The organism is Kitasatospora sp. NPDC087861 (genome assembly GCF_044742585.1).
Lineage (GTDB): Bacteria > Actinomycetota > Actinomycetes > Streptomycetales > Streptomycetaceae > Kitasatospora.
Map to the genome: position 1 here is coordinate 459,565 of NZ_JBIUUS010000003.1, position 18,992 is coordinate 478,556.

Annotated in this window: 19 protein-coding genes, 1 tRNA gene and 1 pseudogene; 8 read left to right on the forward strand and 13 right to left on the reverse strand. The window is 72.1% G+C overall.

What is annotated here, in order from left to right; translation table 11 throughout:
- Positions 1–62: 62 nt before the first annotated feature.
- The 3 genes and pseudogenes from ACIOJE_RS07090 to mca form a co-directional block, all read right to left on the reverse strand.
- Positions 63–194 (reverse strand): annotated as a pseudogene (locus ACIOJE_RS07090) (DUF255 domain-containing protein); the annotation flags it as partial.
- A gap of 75 nt (positions 195–269) precedes the next feature.
- Positions 270–461: a hypothetical protein gene (locus tag ACIOJE_RS07095; protein ID WP_280676550.1), complete on the reverse strand. Its 192-nt coding sequence runs from the start codon at positions 459–461 to the stop codon at positions 270–272.
- Positions 462–510: 49 nt separating this feature from the next.
- Positions 511–1,416: a mycothiol conjugate amidase Mca gene (gene mca / locus ACIOJE_RS07100; protein ID WP_280676552.1), complete on the reverse strand. Its 906-nt coding sequence runs from the start codon at positions 1,414–1,416 to the stop codon at positions 511–513.
- Positions 1,417–1,656: 240 nt separating this feature from the next.
- Here mca and ACIOJE_RS07105 point away from each other — a divergent pair, with 240 nt between their 5' ends.
- Both ACIOJE_RS07105 and greA read left to right on the forward strand, forming a co-directional pair.
- Positions 1,657–2,070, forward strand: a complete 414-nt coding sequence (locus tag ACIOJE_RS07105) for a DUF4307 domain-containing protein (RefSeq protein ID WP_400773904.1) — start codon at positions 1,657–1,659, stop codon at positions 2,068–2,070.
- 312 nt (positions 2,071–2,382) lie between these two features.
- Positions 2,383–2,883, forward strand: a complete 501-nt coding sequence (greA, locus tag ACIOJE_RS07110) for a transcription elongation factor GreA (RefSeq protein ID WP_280676556.1) — start codon at positions 2,383–2,385, stop codon at positions 2,881–2,883.
- A gap of 78 nt (positions 2,884–2,961) precedes the next feature.
- On the opposite strand, the gene ACIOJE_RS07115 is transcribed toward greA, so the two are convergent.
- The 3 genes from ACIOJE_RS07115 to ilvA all read right to left on the reverse strand — a co-directional run bounded on the left by ACIOJE_RS07115 (position 2,962) and on the right by ilvA (position 6,389).
- Complete coding sequence (locus ACIOJE_RS07115; RefSeq protein WP_400773907.1) at positions 2,962–3,819, reverse strand: ABC transporter permease; 858 nt, start codon at positions 3,817–3,819, stop codon at positions 2,962–2,964.
- 1 nt (position 3,820) lies between these two features.
- Positions 3,821–4,903, reverse strand: a complete 1,083-nt coding sequence (locus ACIOJE_RS07120; RefSeq protein WP_400773910.1) for an ATP-binding cassette domain-containing protein — start codon at positions 4,901–4,903, stop codon at positions 3,821–3,823.
- 274 nt (positions 4,904–5,177) lie between these two features.
- Positions 5,178–6,389 carry a threonine ammonia-lyase gene (ilvA, locus tag ACIOJE_RS07125; protein WP_280676561.1) on the reverse strand — a complete coding sequence of 404 codons (1,212 nt, stop codon included), beginning with the start codon at positions 6,387–6,389 and terminating at the stop codon, positions 5,178–5,180.
- A gap of 122 nt (positions 6,390–6,511) precedes the next feature.
- On the opposite strand from ilvA, the gene ACIOJE_RS07130 reads away from it, so the two are divergent.
- A complete protein-coding gene (locus ACIOJE_RS07130; RefSeq protein ID WP_280676563.1) occupies positions 6,512–6,997 on the forward strand; it encodes a MarR family transcriptional regulator in 486 nt (161 codons plus the stop codon).
- 13 nt (positions 6,998–7,010) lie between these two features.
- On the opposite strand, the gene ACIOJE_RS07135 is transcribed toward ACIOJE_RS07130, so the two are convergent.
- The gene (locus ACIOJE_RS07135) at positions 7,011–8,165 is read right to left on the reverse strand and encodes a cystathionine gamma-synthase (protein ID WP_280676565.1); all 1,155 of its coding nucleotides are present in this window, start codon (positions 8,163–8,165) and stop codon (positions 7,011–7,013) included.
- A gap of 190 nt (positions 8,166–8,355) precedes the next feature.
- On the opposite strand from ACIOJE_RS07135, the gene msrA reads away from it, so the two are divergent.
- A complete protein-coding gene (msrA, locus tag ACIOJE_RS07140; RefSeq protein WP_400773915.1) occupies positions 8,356–9,009 on the forward strand; it encodes a peptide-methionine (S)-S-oxide reductase MsrA in 654 nt (217 codons plus the stop codon).
- A gap of 114 nt (positions 9,010–9,123) precedes the next feature.
- On the opposite strand, the gene ACIOJE_RS07145 is transcribed toward msrA, so the two are convergent.
- From ACIOJE_RS07145 to ACIOJE_RS07155, 3 genes are all read right to left on the reverse strand, one after another.
- Positions 9,124–10,410: an Ig-like domain-containing protein gene (locus ACIOJE_RS07145; RefSeq protein WP_400773918.1), complete on the reverse strand. Its 1,287-nt coding sequence runs from the start codon at positions 10,408–10,410 to the stop codon at positions 9,124–9,126.
- 180 nt (positions 10,411–10,590) lie between these two features.
- A complete protein-coding gene (locus ACIOJE_RS07150; RefSeq protein WP_280676571.1) occupies positions 10,591–10,929 on the reverse strand; it encodes a hypothetical protein in 339 nt (112 codons plus the stop codon).
- Between the two features lie 439 nt (positions 10,930–11,368).
- Positions 11,369–12,769 carry a cystathionine beta-synthase gene (locus tag ACIOJE_RS07155; RefSeq protein ID WP_280676573.1) on the reverse strand — a complete coding sequence of 467 codons (1,401 nt, stop codon included), beginning with the start codon at positions 12,767–12,769 and terminating at the stop codon, positions 11,369–11,371.
- 224 nt (positions 12,770–12,993) lie between these two features.
- Between ACIOJE_RS07155 and ACIOJE_RS07160 the strand changes: the two genes are divergently transcribed.
- From ACIOJE_RS07160 to ACIOJE_RS07170, 3 genes are all read left to right on the forward strand, one after another.
- Positions 12,994–14,076: an SGNH/GDSL hydrolase family protein gene (locus ACIOJE_RS07160; protein ID WP_280676575.1), complete on the forward strand. Its 1,083-nt coding sequence runs from the start codon at positions 12,994–12,996 to the stop codon at positions 14,074–14,076.
- Between the two features lie 62 nt (positions 14,077–14,138).
- Positions 14,139–15,359, forward strand: a complete 1,221-nt coding sequence (locus ACIOJE_RS07165; protein ID WP_400773922.1) for an acetyl-CoA C-acetyltransferase — start codon at positions 14,139–14,141, stop codon at positions 15,357–15,359.
- A gap of 289 nt (positions 15,360–15,648) precedes the next feature.
- Complete coding sequence (locus tag ACIOJE_RS07170; RefSeq protein WP_280676579.1) at positions 15,649–16,596, forward strand: hypothetical protein; 948 nt, start codon at positions 15,649–15,651, stop codon at positions 16,594–16,596.
- 82 nt (positions 16,597–16,678) lie between these two features.
- Here the strand turns inward: ACIOJE_RS07170 and ACIOJE_RS07175 are convergent, their stop codons facing one another.
- The 3 genes from ACIOJE_RS07175 to ACIOJE_RS07185 all read right to left on the reverse strand — a co-directional run bounded on the left by ACIOJE_RS07175 (position 16,679) and on the right by ACIOJE_RS07185 (position 18,227).
- Positions 16,679–17,047, reverse strand: a complete 369-nt coding sequence (locus tag ACIOJE_RS07175) for a hypothetical protein (RefSeq protein ID WP_280676580.1) — start codon at positions 17,045–17,047, stop codon at positions 16,679–16,681.
- 92 nt (positions 17,048–17,139) lie between these two features.
- A complete protein-coding gene (locus ACIOJE_RS07180) occupies positions 17,140–18,006 on the reverse strand; it encodes a Bax inhibitor-1/YccA family protein (RefSeq protein WP_280676581.1) in 867 nt (288 codons plus the stop codon).
- 139 nt (positions 18,007–18,145) lie between these two features.
- Positions 18,146–18,227: transfer RNA gene (locus ACIOJE_RS07185), tRNA-Leu, on the reverse strand.
- Between the two features lie 391 nt (positions 18,228–18,618).
- Between ACIOJE_RS07185 and ACIOJE_RS07190 the strand changes: the two genes are divergently transcribed.
- Positions 18,619–18,992: ABC transporter ATP-binding protein (locus ACIOJE_RS07190; RefSeq protein WP_280676582.1), on the forward strand; the 374-nt coding region annotated here is incomplete at its 3' end.

The window sequence follows — 18,992 nt, forward strand, 5'->3', positions numbered from 1 at the left end:
GACTGCCGGTCGATCAGGTTGGCGTGGACCTCCTCCGAGCGGGGCATCTGCGCGGGGTCGGGCAGCCGGACGGGCACGCCCCGCCGCCGGGCCTCCCCGAACGCCTCCACCCCCCCCCACGGCCACCAGTCGACCGGGTCCTCGGCATGCTGCAGCAGGTACGGCGAGGTCGCGTCCGCGAGACGGTTCGGCATGCCCCCGTCCTCGCGCATCGGCACCTTCGCGCATCGGCACCTTCGCGCATCAGCGCCCGGCCGGAGGCCGGAGTGTCACTCCTTGGGGGACTCCGGCTCCTCCGCGAAGTCGACCTTCTTGAACTGCCGGTTCATCGACTTGGCCAGGAACCACGTCGCCACGCCGAGGGCGGCGAAGACGACGAAGCCGAGGAGACCGGGGGTGACCTTGGCGTCGTCGACGGCGAGATCGGCGGCGAGGTTGACGAAGTTCACGGGGGCGCTCATATCTCTATGGTGGCCCGGCTCACGCGGAGCCGGGCCATCGGGGGGTGGGTCAGTCGCGCGTGTCGGCGGCTTCCGCCGCCAGGGTGGGGGTGCGCAGGCCGGCGAACAGGTCGTCCTCCGGCAGGTCCACGTCGATCAGGGTACGGGCGAGCTCGTAGTCCTCGGTGGGCCAGACCTCGCGCTGGACGTCCAGCGGGACGCGGAACCACGGCCCGTCGGGGTCGATCTGGGTGGCGTGCGCGATCAGGGCGCGGTCGCGGGTCTCGAACCAGTCGCCGCACTGCACCCGGGTGGTGATCTCGCGCTCCTTGCGGCCGCTCTTCTCCCAGCCCTCGATCCACTCGCCGTACGGCGAGTCGTGGCCGTGCTCGGTGAGGTACTGGTGCAGGGCGCGGATGCGGCCCATCGGGAAGCCGTGGTTGTAATAGACCTTCAGCGGCTGCCAGGGCTCGCCGGCCTCCGGGTAGGCGTCCGGGTCACCGGCGGCGTCGAAGGCCAGCATGGTGATCTTGTGGGTCATGATGTGGTCCGGGTGCGGGTAGCCGCCGTTCTCGTCGTAGGTCGTGATGACCTGCGGCTTGAACTCGCGGATCAGCCGGACCAGCGGCTCGGCCGCCTCCTTCACGTCCTGCAGGGCGAAGCAGCCCTCGGGCAGCGGGGGCAGCGGGTCCCCCTCGGGCAGGCCGGAGTCGACGAAGCCCAGCCAGGCCTGCTTGACGCCCAGGATCGCCCGGGCCTCGTCCATTTCCTTGCGGCGCACCTCGTGGATGTTCTCCTCGATGTACGGGTCCCCCTGCAGCTTGGGGTTGAGAACCGACCCGCGTTCGCCCCCCGTGCAGGTGGCCACGAGCACGTCCACTCCCTGCTCGACGTACATGGCCATGGTGGCCGCGCCCTTGCTGGACTCGTCGTCCGGGTGGGCGTGCACCGCCATCAGTCGCAACTGCTCAGTCAACGCCTTGCGTTCCTTCCACATCATCGGGCGTTCCGCGAAGTCCGGTCCGCCCACCGTACGAGCCGCTCACCTCGGGGCCGCGTCAACGCGGGACCGGCCGCGGATGTGTTCCGGACCGGCCGAGCCCCGCCCCCGCCGGACCGGCCGTGGGCGTGCCCCTCCTATAGTGACGGACTGGAGGAGCGTCGCATTCCCCCGCACCACCCACGCGGCCCTCCCCTCAGGAGAGGACTGGGTCCGATGAACGCGAGCACCACCACCCCGCAGCTGCCCGAGGGGCGCTACGGCCGGCGCGGCGACCGCGATTCGGACCGCCGCCTGAAGGTGGTCGGCGCGGTCTGCGGCGTGCTGGGCCTGGGCCTGGTGGCTTGGCTGGGGGGCTCCTACCTGCTGCGCGAGACCAAGATCAACGGCTCGGTGCCGATCTTCCAGACGGTCTCGGACTCCGAGGTCCAGCTGCACCTGGCGGTGCGCAAGAGCGACGGCACGGCCGGCAGCTGCACGGTCCGCTCGCAGGGTTCGGACGGTGCGGTGGTCGGGGTGGCCGACTTCCCGGTCCCGGCGGACGGTTCCAGCTACGAGACCGTGGTGACGCTGCGGACCACCGCCCGCGGCACCACCGCCGAGCTGCTCGGCTGTACGCCCGCGAAGTAGGCCCGCCACCGGGGTGTCACCGGCACTCGGCCCCGCACCCGGCGCATAGTCGAGCGGGAGAACGGGCATCCGTAGGAAGTCCCCTCCCCGGCCCGGTCCACCGCCGTTGCACACCGTGGCGCGACGCCGACGTCAATGGCGCGCCAACGACCCTTCTGCTTGTCGGCAGGACTTGTTAGGCTCGTGGTTTCGCCCCTTCCGCACCGGATGGTACGGGAGCGGGCGTTGCTTTGTAGTTACGACCGATATCACCACCAACCCTGCTGACGACTCACACCCTCAGCACAGCCCCAGCACCTACGAGGAGCACCCGTGACCCAGACCAGTGAGAACGTGACCTGGCTCACTCAGGCCGGCTACGACCAGCTCAAGGCCGAGCTGGATCATCTGACCGGGCCCTGGCGCATCGAGATCGCCCAGAAGATCGAGGCGGCGCGCGAGGAGGGCGACCTCAAGGAGAACGCCGGCTATCACGCGGCCAAGGAGGAGCAGGGCAAGTACGAGCTGCGCATCCGCCAGCTGACCCAGCTGCTGGAGCGCGCGAAGGTCGGCGAGGCCCCGGCCGACTCGGGCGTGGTGGCCCCGGGCATGATCGTCACGGTCGCCTTCGACGGCGACGAGGGCGACACCATGGAGTTCCTGCTCGCCTCGCGCGAGGTGGCCAACTCCGACGCGCTGGACGTCTACTCGCCGCAGTCGCCGCTGGGCCGCGCGATCGACGGCAAGCAGATCGGCGACGAGGCCACCTACGAGCTGCCGAACGGCAAGCCCGCGATGGTGAAGATCGTCAAGGTCGTGCCGCACGCCGGCTGACCCGGCCGAACGAACCGACGAGGGCGGCCGCGGAGTCCAGGGACTCCGCGGCCGCCCTCGCGGCGTACCGGGCGCGGTTCAGCCCACGGCCGAGCGGTACTTGCGCACCGACAGCCAGGAGAACAGCACGGTGATCAGCACCGACCAGAGCACCGACACCAGGGCCGCGTGCTGCATCGGCCAGGCGCTGTCCACCGGGCCGACCTGGTTGCCGAACAGGTCGCGGCAGGCCTGCACGGTGGCGCTGAACGGGTTCCAGTACGCGACCCCCTGCAGCCAGCCCGGCATCGAGCTGACCGGCACGAAGGCGTTGGAGACGAAGGTCAGCGGGAACAGCCAGATCAGGCCGGCCGAGGTGGCCGCCTCGGGGCTGCGCACCGAGAGGCCGATCAGCGCGCCGATCCAGGAGAACGCGTAGCCGAGCAGGAGCAGCAGGGCGAAGGCGCCGAGCGCGTTGAGCACGCCGTCGTGGATCCGCCAGCCGACCAGCAGCGCGACCGCGGCCAGCACGATCACGGTGAACGCGGTCTGGCACAGGTCCGCCAGGGTGCGGCCGACCAGCACCGCCGAGCGGGCCATCGGCAGCGAGCGGAAGCGGTCCACCAGGCCCTTGGTCATGTCCTCCGCGATGCCGGCCGAGGCGCCGGCGGTGGCGAAGGTGACGGTCTGGGCGAAGATCCCGGCCATCAGGAACTGGATGTACGTGCCGGAGCCGGCGTTCGTCCCGGGGATCTGGATCGCCCCGCCCATGACGTACGAGAACAGCAGGACGAACATGACGGGCTGCATCAGCCCGAAGACCACGATCTCGGGGATCCTGGTCATCCGGCGCAGGTTGCGCTTGGCGACCACCCAGGAGTCGTGCAGGGTGGCGGCCGCGCCCCGGCGCTGCCTGGGCATCGCCGCGCCGATGGCGTGCTCGGTGGCGGTGCTCATCTCAGTGCTCCCTTCCGGCCGCGACGGCCTGCTTGTCCGGTCCCGGTCCGTCGGCGCCGTCCGGCCCGTCGGCGGCCGGCCCGCCCTGGCCCCGGCCACTGCGGCCGCGGCCCCCGGGGTCGGCGCCGTTCCCCTCCTCCGCCGCCTCGGCGACGTGGCCGGTGAGGGTGAGGAAGACGTCGTCCAGGGTCGGGCGGCGCAGGCCGATGTCGTCGATCTCGATGCCGCGGGAGTCCAGTTCGCGGATGGCGTCGGCGAGCACCCGGGCGCCGCCGCTGACCGGCACGGTGATCCTGCGGGTGTTCTTCTCCACCGCCGGCTCGCCCAGCGCGTACCCGGACAGCGCCGCGACCGCGTCGGCGACCAGGCCCGGCTCGTGCACCACGACCTCTATCCGCTCGCCGCCGATCTGGGCCTTGAGCTGGTCGGCGGTGCCGCGGGCGATCACCCGGCCGTGGTCGACGACGGCGATGTCGTGCGCGAGCCGGTCGGCCTCCTCCAGGTACTGGGTGGTGAGCAGCAGCGTGGTGCCCTGCTCGACCAGGGTCTCGATGACCTCCCAGAGCGCGAGCCGGTTGCGCGGGTCGAGGCCGGTGGTCGGCTCGTCGAGGAACATCACCGGCGGCCGGACGACCAGCGCGGCGGCGAGGTCCAGGCGGCGGCGCATACCGCCGGAGTAGGTCTTGGCGGTGCGGTCCTTGGCCTCGCCGAGGTTGAACCACTCCAGCAGTTCCAGCGCGCGGGCCTTCGCCTCGCGGGCGCTCATCTGGTAGAGCTCGCCCACCATCTGGAGGTTCTCGAAGCCGGTCAGGTACTCGTCGACCGCCGCGTACTGGCCGGACAGGCCGATCAGGCTGCGGACCTTGTTGGGGTGCTTGAGCACGTCGACGCCGGCGACCACCGCGCGACCGGAGTCGGGGCGCAGCAGGGTGGTGAGGACGCGCACGGTGGTGGTCTTGCCGGCACCGTTCGGGCCGAGCAGCCCGAGCACCGTGCCCTCGGGGACGTCGAGGCTGACGCCGTCCAGGGCTCGTACGTCGCCGAAGGTCTTCACCAGGTTCTCGGCTTGGATGGCTGGCGCCATGGCCTGCCTCATCTCCTCGGACGAATAGGGGCTATCTGTCCCACTCCGCCCGGCTTTCAGGCGCACGGGCGACTTCGGTTTCGCTCCCGGGACACAGAACGCGATGTATCGCGAGTGTGGCAGTACGCGATATATCGCGTCAAGGGAAATGACTCCTCCATCGTGCCAGGGACCACTGACACCCACCCCGGGAACGGCAGCCCCCGGCCGGACGAACGGCAGCCCCGGCGGACGGGCCTCGAACGGGCGCACGGCAGCCCCGGCCGGACGGGCCTCAGCCGGAGACGACGTACCCGGAGTCCCGCAACTCGCCGACCACGGCCGCGCAGTGCTCCGGCCCCTTGGTCTCCAGGTGCAGGTCCACCTCGACCTCGGTCAGCCCCAGCCGCGGGTCGATCCGCACGTGCGCGACGTCCAGCACGTTGGCGTCCAGCCGGGTCAGCACGCCCAGCAGGTCGGCCAGCGCGCCCGGCTTGTCCGCCAGCCGCACCCGCAGCGAGAGGTAGCGCCCGGCCGCCGCCAGCCCGTGCCGCAGCACCCGCTGCATCAGCTGCGGGTCGATGTTGCCGCCGGACAGCACCGCCACCACCGGGCCCTCGAAGGAGTCCGGCCGCTCCAGCAGCGCCGCGATCGGGGCCGCCCCGGCCGGTTCGACCACCAGCTTCAGCCGCTCCAGGCCGAGCAGCAGGGCCCGCGAGAGCGACTCCTCGGAGACCGTCCGGACGCCGTCCGCCAGCGTGTTGACCACCTCGAACGGGATGTCCCCGGGCCGGCCGACCATGATCCCGTCGGCCATCGTGGCGAAGTGCTCCAGCGACACCGGCCGCCCGGCCGCCAGCGAGGGCGGGTACGCGGCCGCGCCCGCCGCCTGCACCCCCACCACCCGGATGTCCGGCCGCAGCGGTTTGACCGCCGCCGCGATCCCGGCCAGCAGGCCGCCGCCGCCCACCCCGGCCAGGATGGTGCGGACCTCGGGGCACTGCTCCAGGATCTCCAGCCCGACGGTCGCCTGGCCGGTGACCACGTCCCAGTGGTCGAAGGGGTGGATGAACACCGCGCCGGTGGCCTCCGAGTACCGCTGCGCGGCCTGCAGCGCCTCGTCCACCGTGGCGCCGTGCAACCGCACCTCGGCGCCGTACTCGCGGGTGGCCGCGATCTTGGGCAGCGGCGCCGCGACCGGCATGAACACGGTCGAGTGCACCCCCAGCAGCGCGGCCGCCAGCGCCACGCCCTGCGCGTGGTTCCCGGCGCTCGCCGCCACCACCCCGCCGGCCCGCTGCACCGGCGAGAGCCCGGCGATCCGCACGTACGCCCCGCGCAGCTTGAACGAGCCGGTGCGCTGGAGGTTCTCGCACTTCAGGTGGACCGGTGCGCCGATCAGCCCGGACAGGTGCCGGCTGCTCTCCATCGGCGTCACCCGGGCGACCCCGGCGAGCATCTTCTGGGCTCCGCGGACGTCGTCGAGGGTGACCGGCCAGTTGTGCATAACGCCAGCCTACGGTGGTCGACACCGGCAATCCGGGATGCCGGGGCTGTTCCCGGGCCCGCTCCGCGCGCGTACGCTGCTGCTTCTGAGCCTCCCTCACCGCACGACGATCGTGAGCCGCGATGACGACGACCTCGCCCCAGGCCACCGACCGCACCGACCCCGTGCACGCCCGACTCCAGTACCAGCTGGCGGTGTTCGCCCGCAGGATGGAGCAGGTCCGGACCTCCGGCGGCGGCGTCGGCGCGCTGGACCGGGCCGCCTACCTGCTGCTCGACCGCCTGGAGCGGCACGGGCCCGCCAACGTCAAGGCGCTGGCCGAATCCCTCGGCGTCGACTCCTCCACGGTGACCCGGCAGGTCGCCCCACTGGTCGCGGGCGGGCTGGTCGGCCGGGTCCAGGACCCGGCCGACCGCCGCGCCGTACGCCTCGCGCTGACCCCGGTCGGCTCCGGCCGGCTGGCCGAAGTCCGGGACGGCCGGGCCGAGTTGACCCGCCGACTGGTGGCCGGCTGGCCACCCGAGGAGCAGCAGGCGTTCTGCGCCCTGCTGGCCCGCTTCAACCACGCGATGGAGTCGTACACGGCGGACCAGCAGGGCCAGCAGTAGCGCCCGGCAGGGCTCAGCCCAGCGCCTGCCTGAGGTCGGCGAGCAGGTCGTCGGCCGACTCGATGCCGACCGAGACGCGCACCAGGTCGGACGGCACCTCCAGCGGCGAGCCGGCCACCGAGGCGTGGGTCATCCGGCCCGGGTGCTCGATCAGCGACTCCACGCCGCCGAGCGACTCGCCGAGGGTGAACAGCTGCGTGCGGTTGCAGACCTCGACGGCCTCCTGCTCGCCGCCCGCGACCCGGAACGAGACCATGCCGCCGAAGGCCTTCATCTGCTTGGCCGCGATGTCGTGGCCGGGGTGCCCGGGCAGGCCCGGGTAGAGCACCTGGCTGACCTTCGGGTGGCTCGCCAGCAGCTCGACGACCTTCTCCGCGTTGGCGCTGTGCCGGTCCATCCGGACGCCCAGCGTCTTGATGCCGCGCAGCACCAGCCAGGCGTCGAACGGCCCGGAGACGGCGCCCATGGCGTTCTGGTGGTAGGCGACCTCCTCGCCCAGGCCCGCGTCGGCCAGCACCAGCGCACCGCCGACCACGTCGGAGTGGCCGCCCATGTACTTGGTGGTGGAGTGCACGACCGCGTCCGCGCCGAGCGCGATCGGCTGCTGCAGGTACGGGCTGGCGAAGGTGTTGTCGACCACCAGCAGCGCGCCGGCGCCGTGCGCGATCTCGGCGAGCGCGGCCAGGTCGGTGATGCCCAGCAGCGGGTTGGACGGGGTCTCCACCCAGACCGCGCGGGTGTTGGGACGCAGCGCGGCGCGGACGGTGGCCAGGTCCTGGGTGTTGGCCACGGAGAACTCGACGCCCCAGCGGGTCAGCACCTTGGCGAACAGCCGGAAGGTGCCGCCGTAGGCGTCGTTGGGGATCACGATGTGGTCGCCCGGCTTGAGGATGGTGCGCAGCAGGGTGTCCTCGGCGGCCAGGCCGGAGGCGAAGGCGAGGCCGCGGGCACCGCCCTCCAGCGCGGCGAGGCACTCCTCCAGCGCGGTACGGGTCGGGTTGGCGCTACGGCTGTACTCGTAGCCGCCCCGCAGGCCGCCCACCCCGTCCTGCTTGTAGGTGGACACCTGGTAGATCGGCGTGACGACGGCCCCGGTCTGGGGGTCTGCTTCCTGACCCGCGTGGATGGCGAGGGTCTCGAAGCCCTGGGGAAGCTGGTGCTCGGTCATGGGTCCGAGCCTAAGGCCTGTCTGACAGTTCCCGCCGGGCGTGCGAAGGACCGGACAATCCCCGGCGGCGGTACGCCCGGACGCCCGCCGGAACGGCCCGCCCCGCCGCGGACCCGGGCGGCGCCGGAATCCGGGGGCGGCCCGCCGCGTTGAATCCTGCGCAACCCTCCCTACCCCGCAGGAGCAGGCCGTGCTGTTCGACCGCCACAAGACCTCGCTCGTCCCCGCCGACCAGGCGCTGCCCGGCCGGGAGTCGCCGGCCTTCGCCCCGGGCGGGCCGCACACCGTGCTCGACCACCCGCTCACCGGCCCGTACCCGGACGGCCTGGAGGTGGCCGACTTCGGGCTGGGCTGCTTCTGGGGCGCCGAGCGGACGTTCTGGCGTCTGCCCGGCGTCTGGACGACGCTGGTCGGCTACCAGGGCGGCTACACCCCCAACCCGACGTACGAGGAGGTGTGCAGCGGGCTGACCGGGCACACCGAGGCGGTCCGGGTGGTGTTCGACCCCGCGCAGATCTCCTACGAGCGGCTGCTGCAGACGTTCTGGGAGGCGCACGACCCGACCCAGGGCAACGACGTCGGCACCCAGTACCGCTCCGCCGTCTACACCCACTCCCCCGCGCAGGCCGCCACCGCCGCCGCCACCCGGGACGCGTTCCAGCCCGCCCTGACCGCGCTCGGCTACGGGCCGATCACCACCGAGATCGCCCCGGCCGGCCCGTTCTACCCGGCCGAGCCGTACCACCAGCAGTACCTGTCCGAGGCCAAGAACCCGAACGGCTACTGCGGTCTCGGCGGCACCGGCGCCTCCTGCCCGATCGGGGTGGCCCGCACCCGGGACTGACCGCCCGGGCCGCTCGTCGGACGGCCGGGCCGCACCGCCGAAACACGCTCCGGGCGGACCGCGAGGTGCGGTCCGCCCGGAGCGTGTTCGGCGATTCCCGGGAATCGCCGGGTGTCAGATCGCGCTGCCGGCCTTCCACTCGGCCCAGCCGAGGTTCCAGCCGTTCAGGCCGTTGTCCGGGGCGACGGTCTTGTCGCCGGAGTTCGTGACCTCGACCACGTCGCCGATCATCGAGCTCTTGTAGAACTTGTAGCCGTCCGTGCTGCCGTCCTGCGCGCCCTGGGCGTCCCGCAGGCCGATGCAGCCGTGGCTGGTGTTCTGGCCGCCGAAGATCGACGGCGAGGACCAGTAGTTGCCGTGGATGAAGGTGCCCGAGGTGGTGAGCCGCTGGGCGTGCGGCACGTCCGCGATGTCGTACTCGCTGCCGAGGTTGACGGTCTGCGAGTTCATCCGGGTCTGCTGGAACTGCTCGGAGATCACCATCTTGCCGCCCCAGGTGCGGTGGTCGGGAGCCCCGCCGGAGATCTTGTAGACGGCGCTGACCTGGCCGTCGGTGGTGACGGTGAGCTTCTTGGTGGCGAGGTCGGCGACGCTGGTCTGGGCACGGCCGATGGTGAAGCGGACGTCCTTGGACTGGGTGCCGTACACGCCCTTGGCGCCCTCGACGTCCTTGAGCCGGAGCTTGAGGGTGACCTGGGTGCCCTTGGCCCAGTACTCCTGCGGCCGGAAGTCGAGGCGGGTGCTGGAGAACCAGTGCCCGACGATCTCGACGCCCGGCTCGGCTATCACGGTGATCGCCTGCTGGACGGCCTTCTTGTCGGTGACCGGCTTGCTGAAGTTGATCGAGACGGGCATGCCGACGCCGACGACCGAGCCGTCCTCCGGCGTGAAGTAGCCGACGAAGGTGTTGGCCGGGGTGGCCGTGGTGAAGGTGGCGTTGGCGTCCGCCTCCAGCTTGTCCTTGTCCAGGGCGGTGGCGGCCACGGTGTACTTGGTACCGCTGGCGGGGGCGGTGGCCGAGGTCCAGCCGGTGCCGTCGGCGGCGAGCTGGCCGGCCAGCTCCTTGCCGGTGGAGTCGGTGACCTTGACGGTGCCCAGGGTGCCGTTGCTGACGGTGACCTTGACCGGCTCGCTGAAGCTGGCGGCGGCGGCGCCGTCCGCGGGGGTGACGGTGATGACGGCGACGGAGGTCTTCGGCGAGCTGCTGGCCGAGCCGCCGCCGGCCGGGGTCCCGTTGGCGCCGCCCGAGCCACCGGAGCCGCCCGAGCCGTTGGCGTCGGTGCCCTTGGTGTCGTTGCAGGCCGCCAGCAGCAGGACGGGCGCCCCGATCAGGCCCGCGAGCACTCCGCGCCGGCTCCAGCTGCCCCCGCTTGCCAGCCCCTGGCCGTCCCGTGCCGTCACGTCGCGTCTCCCTGCTGATCATCCGGGCATTTACGGATACAGAAACGCAATCCGCCCGCACACGGTTCCACCACCGAAGGGTAAGCGATCGTATGAGATGACCCAACTTCCCGCCGAACAGGGACAAAACGCCCGGCCTGCAGAGCAGACCGGGCGTTCACGAGCGGTGACGAAAGGCCGTTACTCGGCGGACTCGTCCACCACGTACTCGTCCCACTCCTCGGTCTCGGGGTCGAACTCGGTCTGCGCCGACTCCCAGGTCGCCGAGGCCAGCTCGACGCCCGGCACATCGCCGAGCAGCGCCACCGGGTCGATGAAGTGGGCGAGCGAACCCGACGGGTCCACCTCGATGGCGTCGACGGACTGGGCGCGCTCGTCGTCGTCCAGGTACTCGTCCTCGGTCACCTGCTTCAGGGCGGCCGCCTTGAGCGCGCCCTCGTCGGTGATCTCCGCGATGAGCTCGATCTTGAGCCGGACGTAGCGCGGTGCGTCCTGGTCGGTCGTTTCAGTGCTGGTCATGCGTGCGAGGGTACGGGAAGGGCCGGTCCCTCGGAGAAGGACCGGCCCTGCCGCTCTCCGCCTGGGCTCCCCCACCCGGGAGCCGCGGAGACGCGCCGTGCGGCGCGGAGTGCCGCGGGAGCCGCCGCACCCTGTCGACCGGCCGCAGCCGGGCAGGGGCGGGACGACGGCGCCTCCCACGGACGGCCCCTCTCCCCCGGGTTACCGGACGGGAGGGCGGACACGGCGGGCCGGGTCAGGACCGCCCGACGTGTCCGGAGCCGACCGCGTCCGCCGGGGAGCCGCTCCCGGACGGTTGCCGTCGTCTCGCTCGGCGTCTTGCCGTTGACCACCACGATGCCGGACGGTTGTTAACCCCGTGCTGCGGGCACGTGACGCCGGTGTACCACTTCGCCCGTGGGCGAATCGGTGCGCGGACCGCGCCCGGGACGGCCGCGGGTCAGTGCGCGGCGCGACCGGCGAGGAAGCCCAGCAGGTCCTGGCGGGTGACGATGCCCTTCGGCTTTCCCTCCACCAGCACCACCGCGGCGTCGGCCTTCTCCAGCACGGTCATCAGGTTGGTGACCGTCTCGCCCGAGCCGACCACCGGCAGCGGCTTGGACATCACCCGGTCCAGCGTGTCGGTCAGCTCGATCTCCTTCGCGAAGACGCCCTCCAGCAGCAGCTTCTCCGCCACCGAGCCGATCACCTCGCCGGCCATGATGTCCGGGTGCCCGGCCCCCGGGGAGACCACCGGCATCTGCGAGACGCCGTACTCGCGCAGCACCCGGACCGCCTCGGCGACCGTCTCGTTCGGGTGCATGTGGACGAACTGCGGGATGCCCTCGTGCTCGATGGCCTCCTTGCGGGCCAGCACCTCGCCGATGTGCGCCTCGTCGGTGGACGAGGGCAGGAAGCCGTAGTCGGCCATCCAGTCGTCGTTGAAGATCTTGGACAGGTAGCCGCGGCCGCCGTCCGGCAGCAGCACCACCACGACGTCGTCCGGACCGAGCTCCTTGGCCACCTCCAGCGCGGCCACCACGGCCATGCCGCAGGAGCCGCCGACCAGCAGGCCCTCCTCCTTGGCCAGACGGCGGGTCATCTGGAAGGAGTCCTTGTCGGAGACGGCGACGATGCCGTCGGCGACGCTGCGGTCGTAGGCGGTCGGCCAGAAGTCCTCACCGACGCCCTCGACCAGGTACGGCCGGCCGGTGCCGCCCGAGTAGACCGAGCCCTCCGGGTCGGCGCCGATCACCTTGACCTTGCCGCCCGAGACCTCCTTCAGGTAGTTGCCGGTGCCGGAGATGGTGCCGCCGGTGCCGACGCCCGCCACGAAGTGGGTGATCCGACCGTCGGTCTGCTCCCACAGCTCCGGGCCGGTGGAGTGGTAGTGCGAGGCCGGGTTGTCCGGGTTGGAGTACTGGTCCGGCTTCCAGGCGTTCGGGGTCTCCCGGACGAGCCGGTCGGAGACGTTGTAGTACGAGTCCGGGTGCTCCGGGGCCACGGCGGTGGGGCAGACGACCACCTCGGCGCCGTACGCGCGGAGGGTGTTGATCTTGTCCGTGGACACCTTGTCCGGACAGACGAAGATGCACTTGTAGCCCTTCTGCTGGGCCACGATCGCCAGACCGACACCGGTGTTGCCGGAGGTCGGCTCGACGATGGTGCCGCCCGGCTTCAGGGCGCCCGAGGCCTCGGCGGCCTCGATCATGCGCATCGCGATGCGGTCCTTCACGGAGCCGCCGGGGTTGAAGTACTCGACCTTCGCCAGCACTGTCGCGCTGATGCCCTCGGTGACCTTGTTCAGCTTGACCAGTGGCGTGTTGCCGACCAGGTCGATGATCGAGTTGTGGTACCGCACGGGGGTCCTCCCGGTCTGTGGGCATGCGAGTGCTTTCGGTACTGCAAAGCCTAGGGTGTGCCGCCCGCCCCAGCCCTCCCTTCCGCCCCACCCGCCGCCGGCCCCGCCTCTCCCCCAATGGCCCACCCCCGCAGGTAGCCCGGGCCCCCGCGCGGGTAGGAGGGGTGTGCAGGCATCTCCATGGCCCCGGAGGGGGCGGCACGAGGACGCGAAGGGGGCATCGGATGCCAGGGGCACAGGACGCGCGGGCCCGGGTGGCCCGCCGGATCGCCACCGCGGCGGCGTACGGCGGCGGCGGGCTCGGCCTGCTGGGGGTGGGCCTGGTCGGCGTGCTGCTGACCGAGAGCAAGCTCGCGATCCAGGCCATCGGCGTCCTGGAGGGCGATCCGCCCAAGGCCGACGGCGTGTACGGCGAGGCCTTCGCCGACGGCTCCGCCGCCGCGCAGCCGCCGCTCGTGCTGGCCGTTCTCGGCGACTCCACCGGCGCCGGCCTCGGTGTGCTGCGGTCCCGGGAGACCCCGGGCGCACTGCTGGCCGCGGGCCTGGCCTCGGTGGCCGAACGCCCGGTCCGGCTGGTCAACGTGGCCCGCTCCGGCGGCCGTTCCGCCGACCTCTCCGGCCAGCTGGAGCAGGCCCTGCCGCACCGTCCGGACGTCGCCGTGATCATGATCGGCGCCAACGACGTGACCCGGCACAGCCCGGCCCAGCTGGCCGTCCGTCAGCTCGGCGAGGCGGTCGCGGCGCTGCGGGCGAACGGCTGCGAGGTGGTGGTCGGCACCTGCCCGGATCTCGGGACGATCAAGCCGGTGCGCCCGCCGCTGCGCTGGGTGGCCCGCCGGCTGAGCCGGCAGCTGGCGGCCGCACAGACCATCGCGGTGGTGGAGGCGGGCGGCCGGACGGTCTCGCTGGGGTCGCTGCTGGGCCCGGAGTTCGCGGCGCGCCCGGAGATGTTCGCGGCCGACCGCTACCACCCGTCCGCTCAGGGCTACGCGACAGCCGCGATGGCCGTGCTGCCCTCGGTGTGCGCCGCGCTCGACCTCTGGCCGGAGGAGGAGCACCCGGCCGGGCCCGTGCCGGGCGAGACGGTGCTGCCGGTCGCGGTGGCCGCAGCCACGGCGGCCGGGCACTCGGGCACCGAGGTGGCGGCCGTCGGGGCGGAGGACGCCGCCCGCCGCTGGGCGCTGCTGCGCCACCGGCTGCGGGTCGGGCTGCCCGGCTCCTCGGCCCCCGAGGAGGCCCGGGACGGCACCGTTCCGGGTGCCGGCAACACGTCGGCCAGCTCACATGCCGGGACGGGTGACGCCTGATCTACCAGGCGGTAACTTTCCTCCCGGACGCCAGTCCGCCGTCACCCAGCGAGGAGCCCGCCATGCCCGAAGCCGTCATCGTCAGCGCCGCCCGTTCGCCGATCGGCCGGGCTTTCAAGGGCTCGCTCAAGGACGTCCGCCCGGACGACCTGACCGCCCACGTCATCCAGGCCGCGCTGGCCAAGGTCCCGCAGCTGGACCCGCGCGAGATCGACGACCTGATGCTGGGCTGCGGCCTGCCCGGCGGCGAGCAGGGCCACAACCTGGCCCGCATCGTGGCCGTCCAGATGGGCATGGACTACCTGCCCGGTGCCACCATCACCCGCTACTGCTCGTCCTCGCTGCAGACCACGCGGATGGCGCTGCACGCGATCCGGGCCGGCGAGGGCGACGTCTTCGTCTCGGCCGGCGTGGAGACCGTCTCGCGCAGCGTGAACGGCTCCTCGGACGGCATGCCGGGCACCATGAACCCGCTCTTCGACGACGCCCAGGCCCGCACCGCCAAGCGCGCGGAGGAGGGCGGCGGGGCGTGGCACGACCCGCGCGAGGACGGGCTGCTGCCGGACGCCTACATCGCGATGGGCCAGACCGCCGAGAACCTGGCCGCGCTCAAGGGGATCACCCGCGCCGAGCAGGACGAGTTCGGCGTCCGCTCGCAGAACCTCGCCGAGGCCGCCATCAAGGCCGGCTTCTGGGAGCGCGAGATCACCCCGGTGACGCTCCCGGACGGCACCGTGGTGAGCAAGGACGACGGCCCGCGCGCCGGCGTCACGCTGGAGGGCGTCTCCGGCCTGAAGCCGGTGTTCCGTCCGGACGGCACCGTGACCGCGGGTAACTGCTGCCCGCTGAACGACGGCGCCGCGGCGCTGGTCGTCATGTCCGACACCAAGGCCCGCGAGCTGGGCATCACCCCGCTCGCCCGGGTCGTCTCCACCGGCGTCAGCGCGCTCTCCCCCGAGATCATGGGCTACGGCCCGGTCGAGGCCTCCAAGCAGGCGCTGCGGCGGGCCGGTCTGACCATCGGTGACATCGACCTGGTCGAGATCAACGAGGCCTTCGCGGCCCAGGTGATCCCGTCCTACCGGGATCTCGGCGTCGACCTGGACAAGCTGAACGTCAACGGCGGCGCGATCGCCGTCGGCCACCCGTTCGGAATGACCGGCGCCCGGATCACCACCACCCTGATCAACTCCCTGCAGTGGCACGACAAGCAGTTCGGCCTGGAGACCATGTGCGTCGGCGGCGGCCAGGGCATGGCGATGGTCATCGAGCGCCTGAGCTGACCCCACCGGACACTCCGAAGGGTCTGGACCACCCGTTTGGAGTGACGCTGCGTAATTGAGGGCCGGATCACACCGCGAGGTCGATCCGGCCCTCTTTTCGCTCGTTTTCGGCTCGGAAATCGACACTGCGGAGCGGATCAACTCCACTGCGTAGAACGGTGTTACCTAACAATTTGGGGACAAGAGCGAAAGTCCCGCACAAATTAGACATTCGCCACTGCGTCAACACCCCCGGATGCGGCAGTGTGGACACGTAACCCCGTTCCGCTCCTCGCTAGGAGTACGTTCCGTGAGCGCCGTCTACACCATCCTGCTGCTGATCCTGATCACCGTGTCGACCGCCGTGCTGCTCCACCTCCGGGGACTCTCCCACCGGCTGGACGCGCAGGCCGCGGCCCAGGCCGCGCCCGTCCCGGTGGACGAGGCCGCGATACGCCAGGCCGTCGCCGAGGCGCTCGCCGCCGACCGCGAGCGGGAGATCACCGAGGCCCGGGCGTTCTGGGCCGAGCAGGAGGCCCGCGCGGCCGAGGACGCCCCGCTGTTCGACTCCCCGTTCACCGGCGTGTTCGCCAGCACCGACGAGTGGCCGCTGTTCTTCCCCCGCCCCACCGGCCCGCAGGACGCCGCCGACAACGCCGGCACCATGGACCCGGAGTTCGGCGAGGCGCTGCGCTCCGCGCTGGAGGACCTGATCAACGAGGACGGTCCCGCCGCGCCCGGCCCCGAGGGCGGCTCCCCGCTGCGCCCCGGCCACCCCGCCGGCACCGCCTCCACCGAGCCCACCGGTGACGCCCGCGCCCGCCGCGAGGCCGACCTGTTGGCCACCGGCCTGGAGGCCGGGCTGCTGGACGCCGAACCGGCCGTCGAGGACGCCCCGGTCGCCGCGCCCGACCTGCGCCGCCACCCCTCCCACCCCGACTTCGTGCCGAGCCAGGCGCCGTCCCGCGAGTGGACCGACACCCGGCTGGCCACCCTCGCCGAGGAGGACGTCGCCCTGATCGACGTCCGCCCTGGCCCGCTGGGCACCCTGGACGTGTACGCCTTCGCGGACGGCACCACGCTCTGTGTGGCCCCGGGCGACCGGGAGGCCGCCTACCGGCTGATCGACGCGGTCCGTGCCGGTGAGCACGTCCGACTGCTCGGCGGCTCGCGCTTCTCCGGCTCGTACTCGCTGACCTTCTCCACCGACGAGGAGGCCGTCTACGTGCTCGCCGACCGGGTGGTCGCCAGCATCTGACGGGGAGTCGCCACGCAGGACCGAAGGCCGGCCGGGTCAAGGGGTTACCGACCCGGCCGGCCTTCGGCCTGTCCGGACGGCTTCAGCGGCAGAGCGCCGCCGTCTCGCGCACCGCGGCCGCCGTCTCGGCCAGCACCGCGGCCACCGCCTCCGGCCCGTCCGGCAGCGGCACTTCGGCACCTTCCGGCAGCGCCGCGAGCACGGCCGCCAGGTCGTGCCCGGCGACGGCCAGTTGGTCGCCCGCCGCGAATGCCCCGGCGTCCGGGAACTCCCGCTCCGGCCCGCCCTCCACCGCCAGTGCCAGAGCCGCCAGCCGCCGGGCCAGCGCCAGCGCGGCCGCCGCCCGGGACTCGTACCCGGGCACGGCGCCCAGCAGCTTGCTCTGCGGCAACGAGCGGAAACGATCCGCCAGGGAGTCGACGGCTTCGACCAGGGGCTGTACGTCATGCATGCCAAGGAGCCTAAGGGAGCGGGAACGGAAAGCCGCCGGGCCCCGGAGCGGTTGCTCCGGGGCCCGGCGGCAGTGGCACGGCGGGAACGGGGTTAGTCGTCGCCGCGCAGGATCGCGATCAGGCGCAGCATCTCGACGTAGATCCAGACCAGCGACAGGGTGAGCCCGAAGGCGGCCCGCCAGGCCTCCTTCTGCGGCGCGCCCTGGGCGATGGCCTCCTCGATCGCCGCGAAGTCCAGCGACAGGAAGAAGGCGCCGAGGCCGATGCCGATCAGGCCGACCACGATACCCAGCGGGCCGGAGCGCAGGCCGAGGTCGGCGCCGAACGCCATCGCGATCATGTTGACCACCATCAGCAGCACGAAGCCCAGGGCGATCGCGATGCCGATCCGCTGGTAGCGCGCGGTGACCCGGATCCGGCCGCTCTTGTAGGCGAACAGCATCGCCGCGAAGACCGCCGCGGTGCCCAGCACCGCCTGGATCGCAATGCCCTCGAAGAGGGTGTTGAACGCGTGCGTGACGGCGCCGAGCGCGAAGCCCTCCAGAGCCGCGTAGGTCAGGATCAGCGGCGGGCTGACGCTGCGCTTGAAGGACACCACCAGGCCGACCACCATGGCCACCAGGCTGGCGCCGATCGCGAAGCCGAAGTTCTCGAACGGCAGCGCGAACCAGGCCACCGCGCCGGCGGCGACCAGGGTCAGGAGCGTCATGGCGGTGCGCGCGACCACGTCGTCGAGCGTCATCCGCCCGGTGGCGGCGGGGCCGGCCGACGGCCCGTTGTACATCTCGTACAGCTGCTCGTCGGTCAGCGGGCCCTGCGGCTGCTGGGCGTAAGGACTCCCCGCGTAGGGGTTGTTGCCGTACTGGCCCCCGGCCTGCGCGGTGGTACCGAACCCCGCGTAGCCGGGCTCACGGGTGAAGGAACCCTCCCGCGAGAAGACCGGGTTACTGCTTCTCATTGCACATTCCCTCCGTGGCGGCACTGCACCGCCCAGCCACCAGGGTAATGGCTTGGCAAAAATTCCGGGATACGCCGCGAGGAGGATCAGTGAACGACTCCCGGCGGGGACGCCGTCGGCGCCCCCGCGAGTCGAGCGGTGCCCGGAGCCGGACTCGAACCGGCACGGCCTCGCGGCCAAGCAGTTTTAAGCTGCCCGTGTCTGCGTTCCACCATCCGGGCGTCCCATGGACGGACCGCGCCGTCGGCGGGAGAAAAATCGCTCCGCCCCGATGCAGGCCACCCCAGAGCCTAGTCGTCCGGCTCACTCTTTCGCATGTTCCCAGCCAGGGAAGTTGTCATGCTTCCTTGCCATCTGACGAATAGTCCGCGATCTGGCCACGAAGTGCACAGGTTCCGGCCATCGCCCCGGGGTCAGGGTCGGCGTCATACCGCAGGAGGAGGGCGTCACCTGGCCGTACGCCCAGCGGTGGTCGGGCCAACCGTCCGGCGGAGCGACGAGAAACCATGATCACACAGCGGAGCATGGAGGTACGGCCGGGCGCCCCTGGTGTCCGGCCGTCCAGACGCCCAGCGCGCCTCCCGCAGCCCGCGACCACCAAGGAGCACCCCCGTGACCACGTCGACCGCAACCGCCGTCCGTACCGGCCTGGCGGCCGCCCGCGCCACCGGCCTGAACAAGGTCTACGGGGACGGGGAGACCCGCGTCGTCGCCCTCGACAACGTCACCGTGACCTTCCCCCAGGGCGAGTTCACCGCCATCATGGGCCCCTCCGGCTCCGGCAAGTCCACCCTCATGCACTGCATGGCCGGCCTGGACACCGTCTCCTCCGGCTCCTCCACCATCGGCGACACCGAACTCGTCGGCCTCAAGGACAAGCAGCTCACCCAACTGCGCCGCGACCACATCGGCTTCATCTTCCAGGCCTTCAACCTCCTCCCCACCCTCACCGCCCTGGAGAACATCACCCTCCCGATGGACATCGC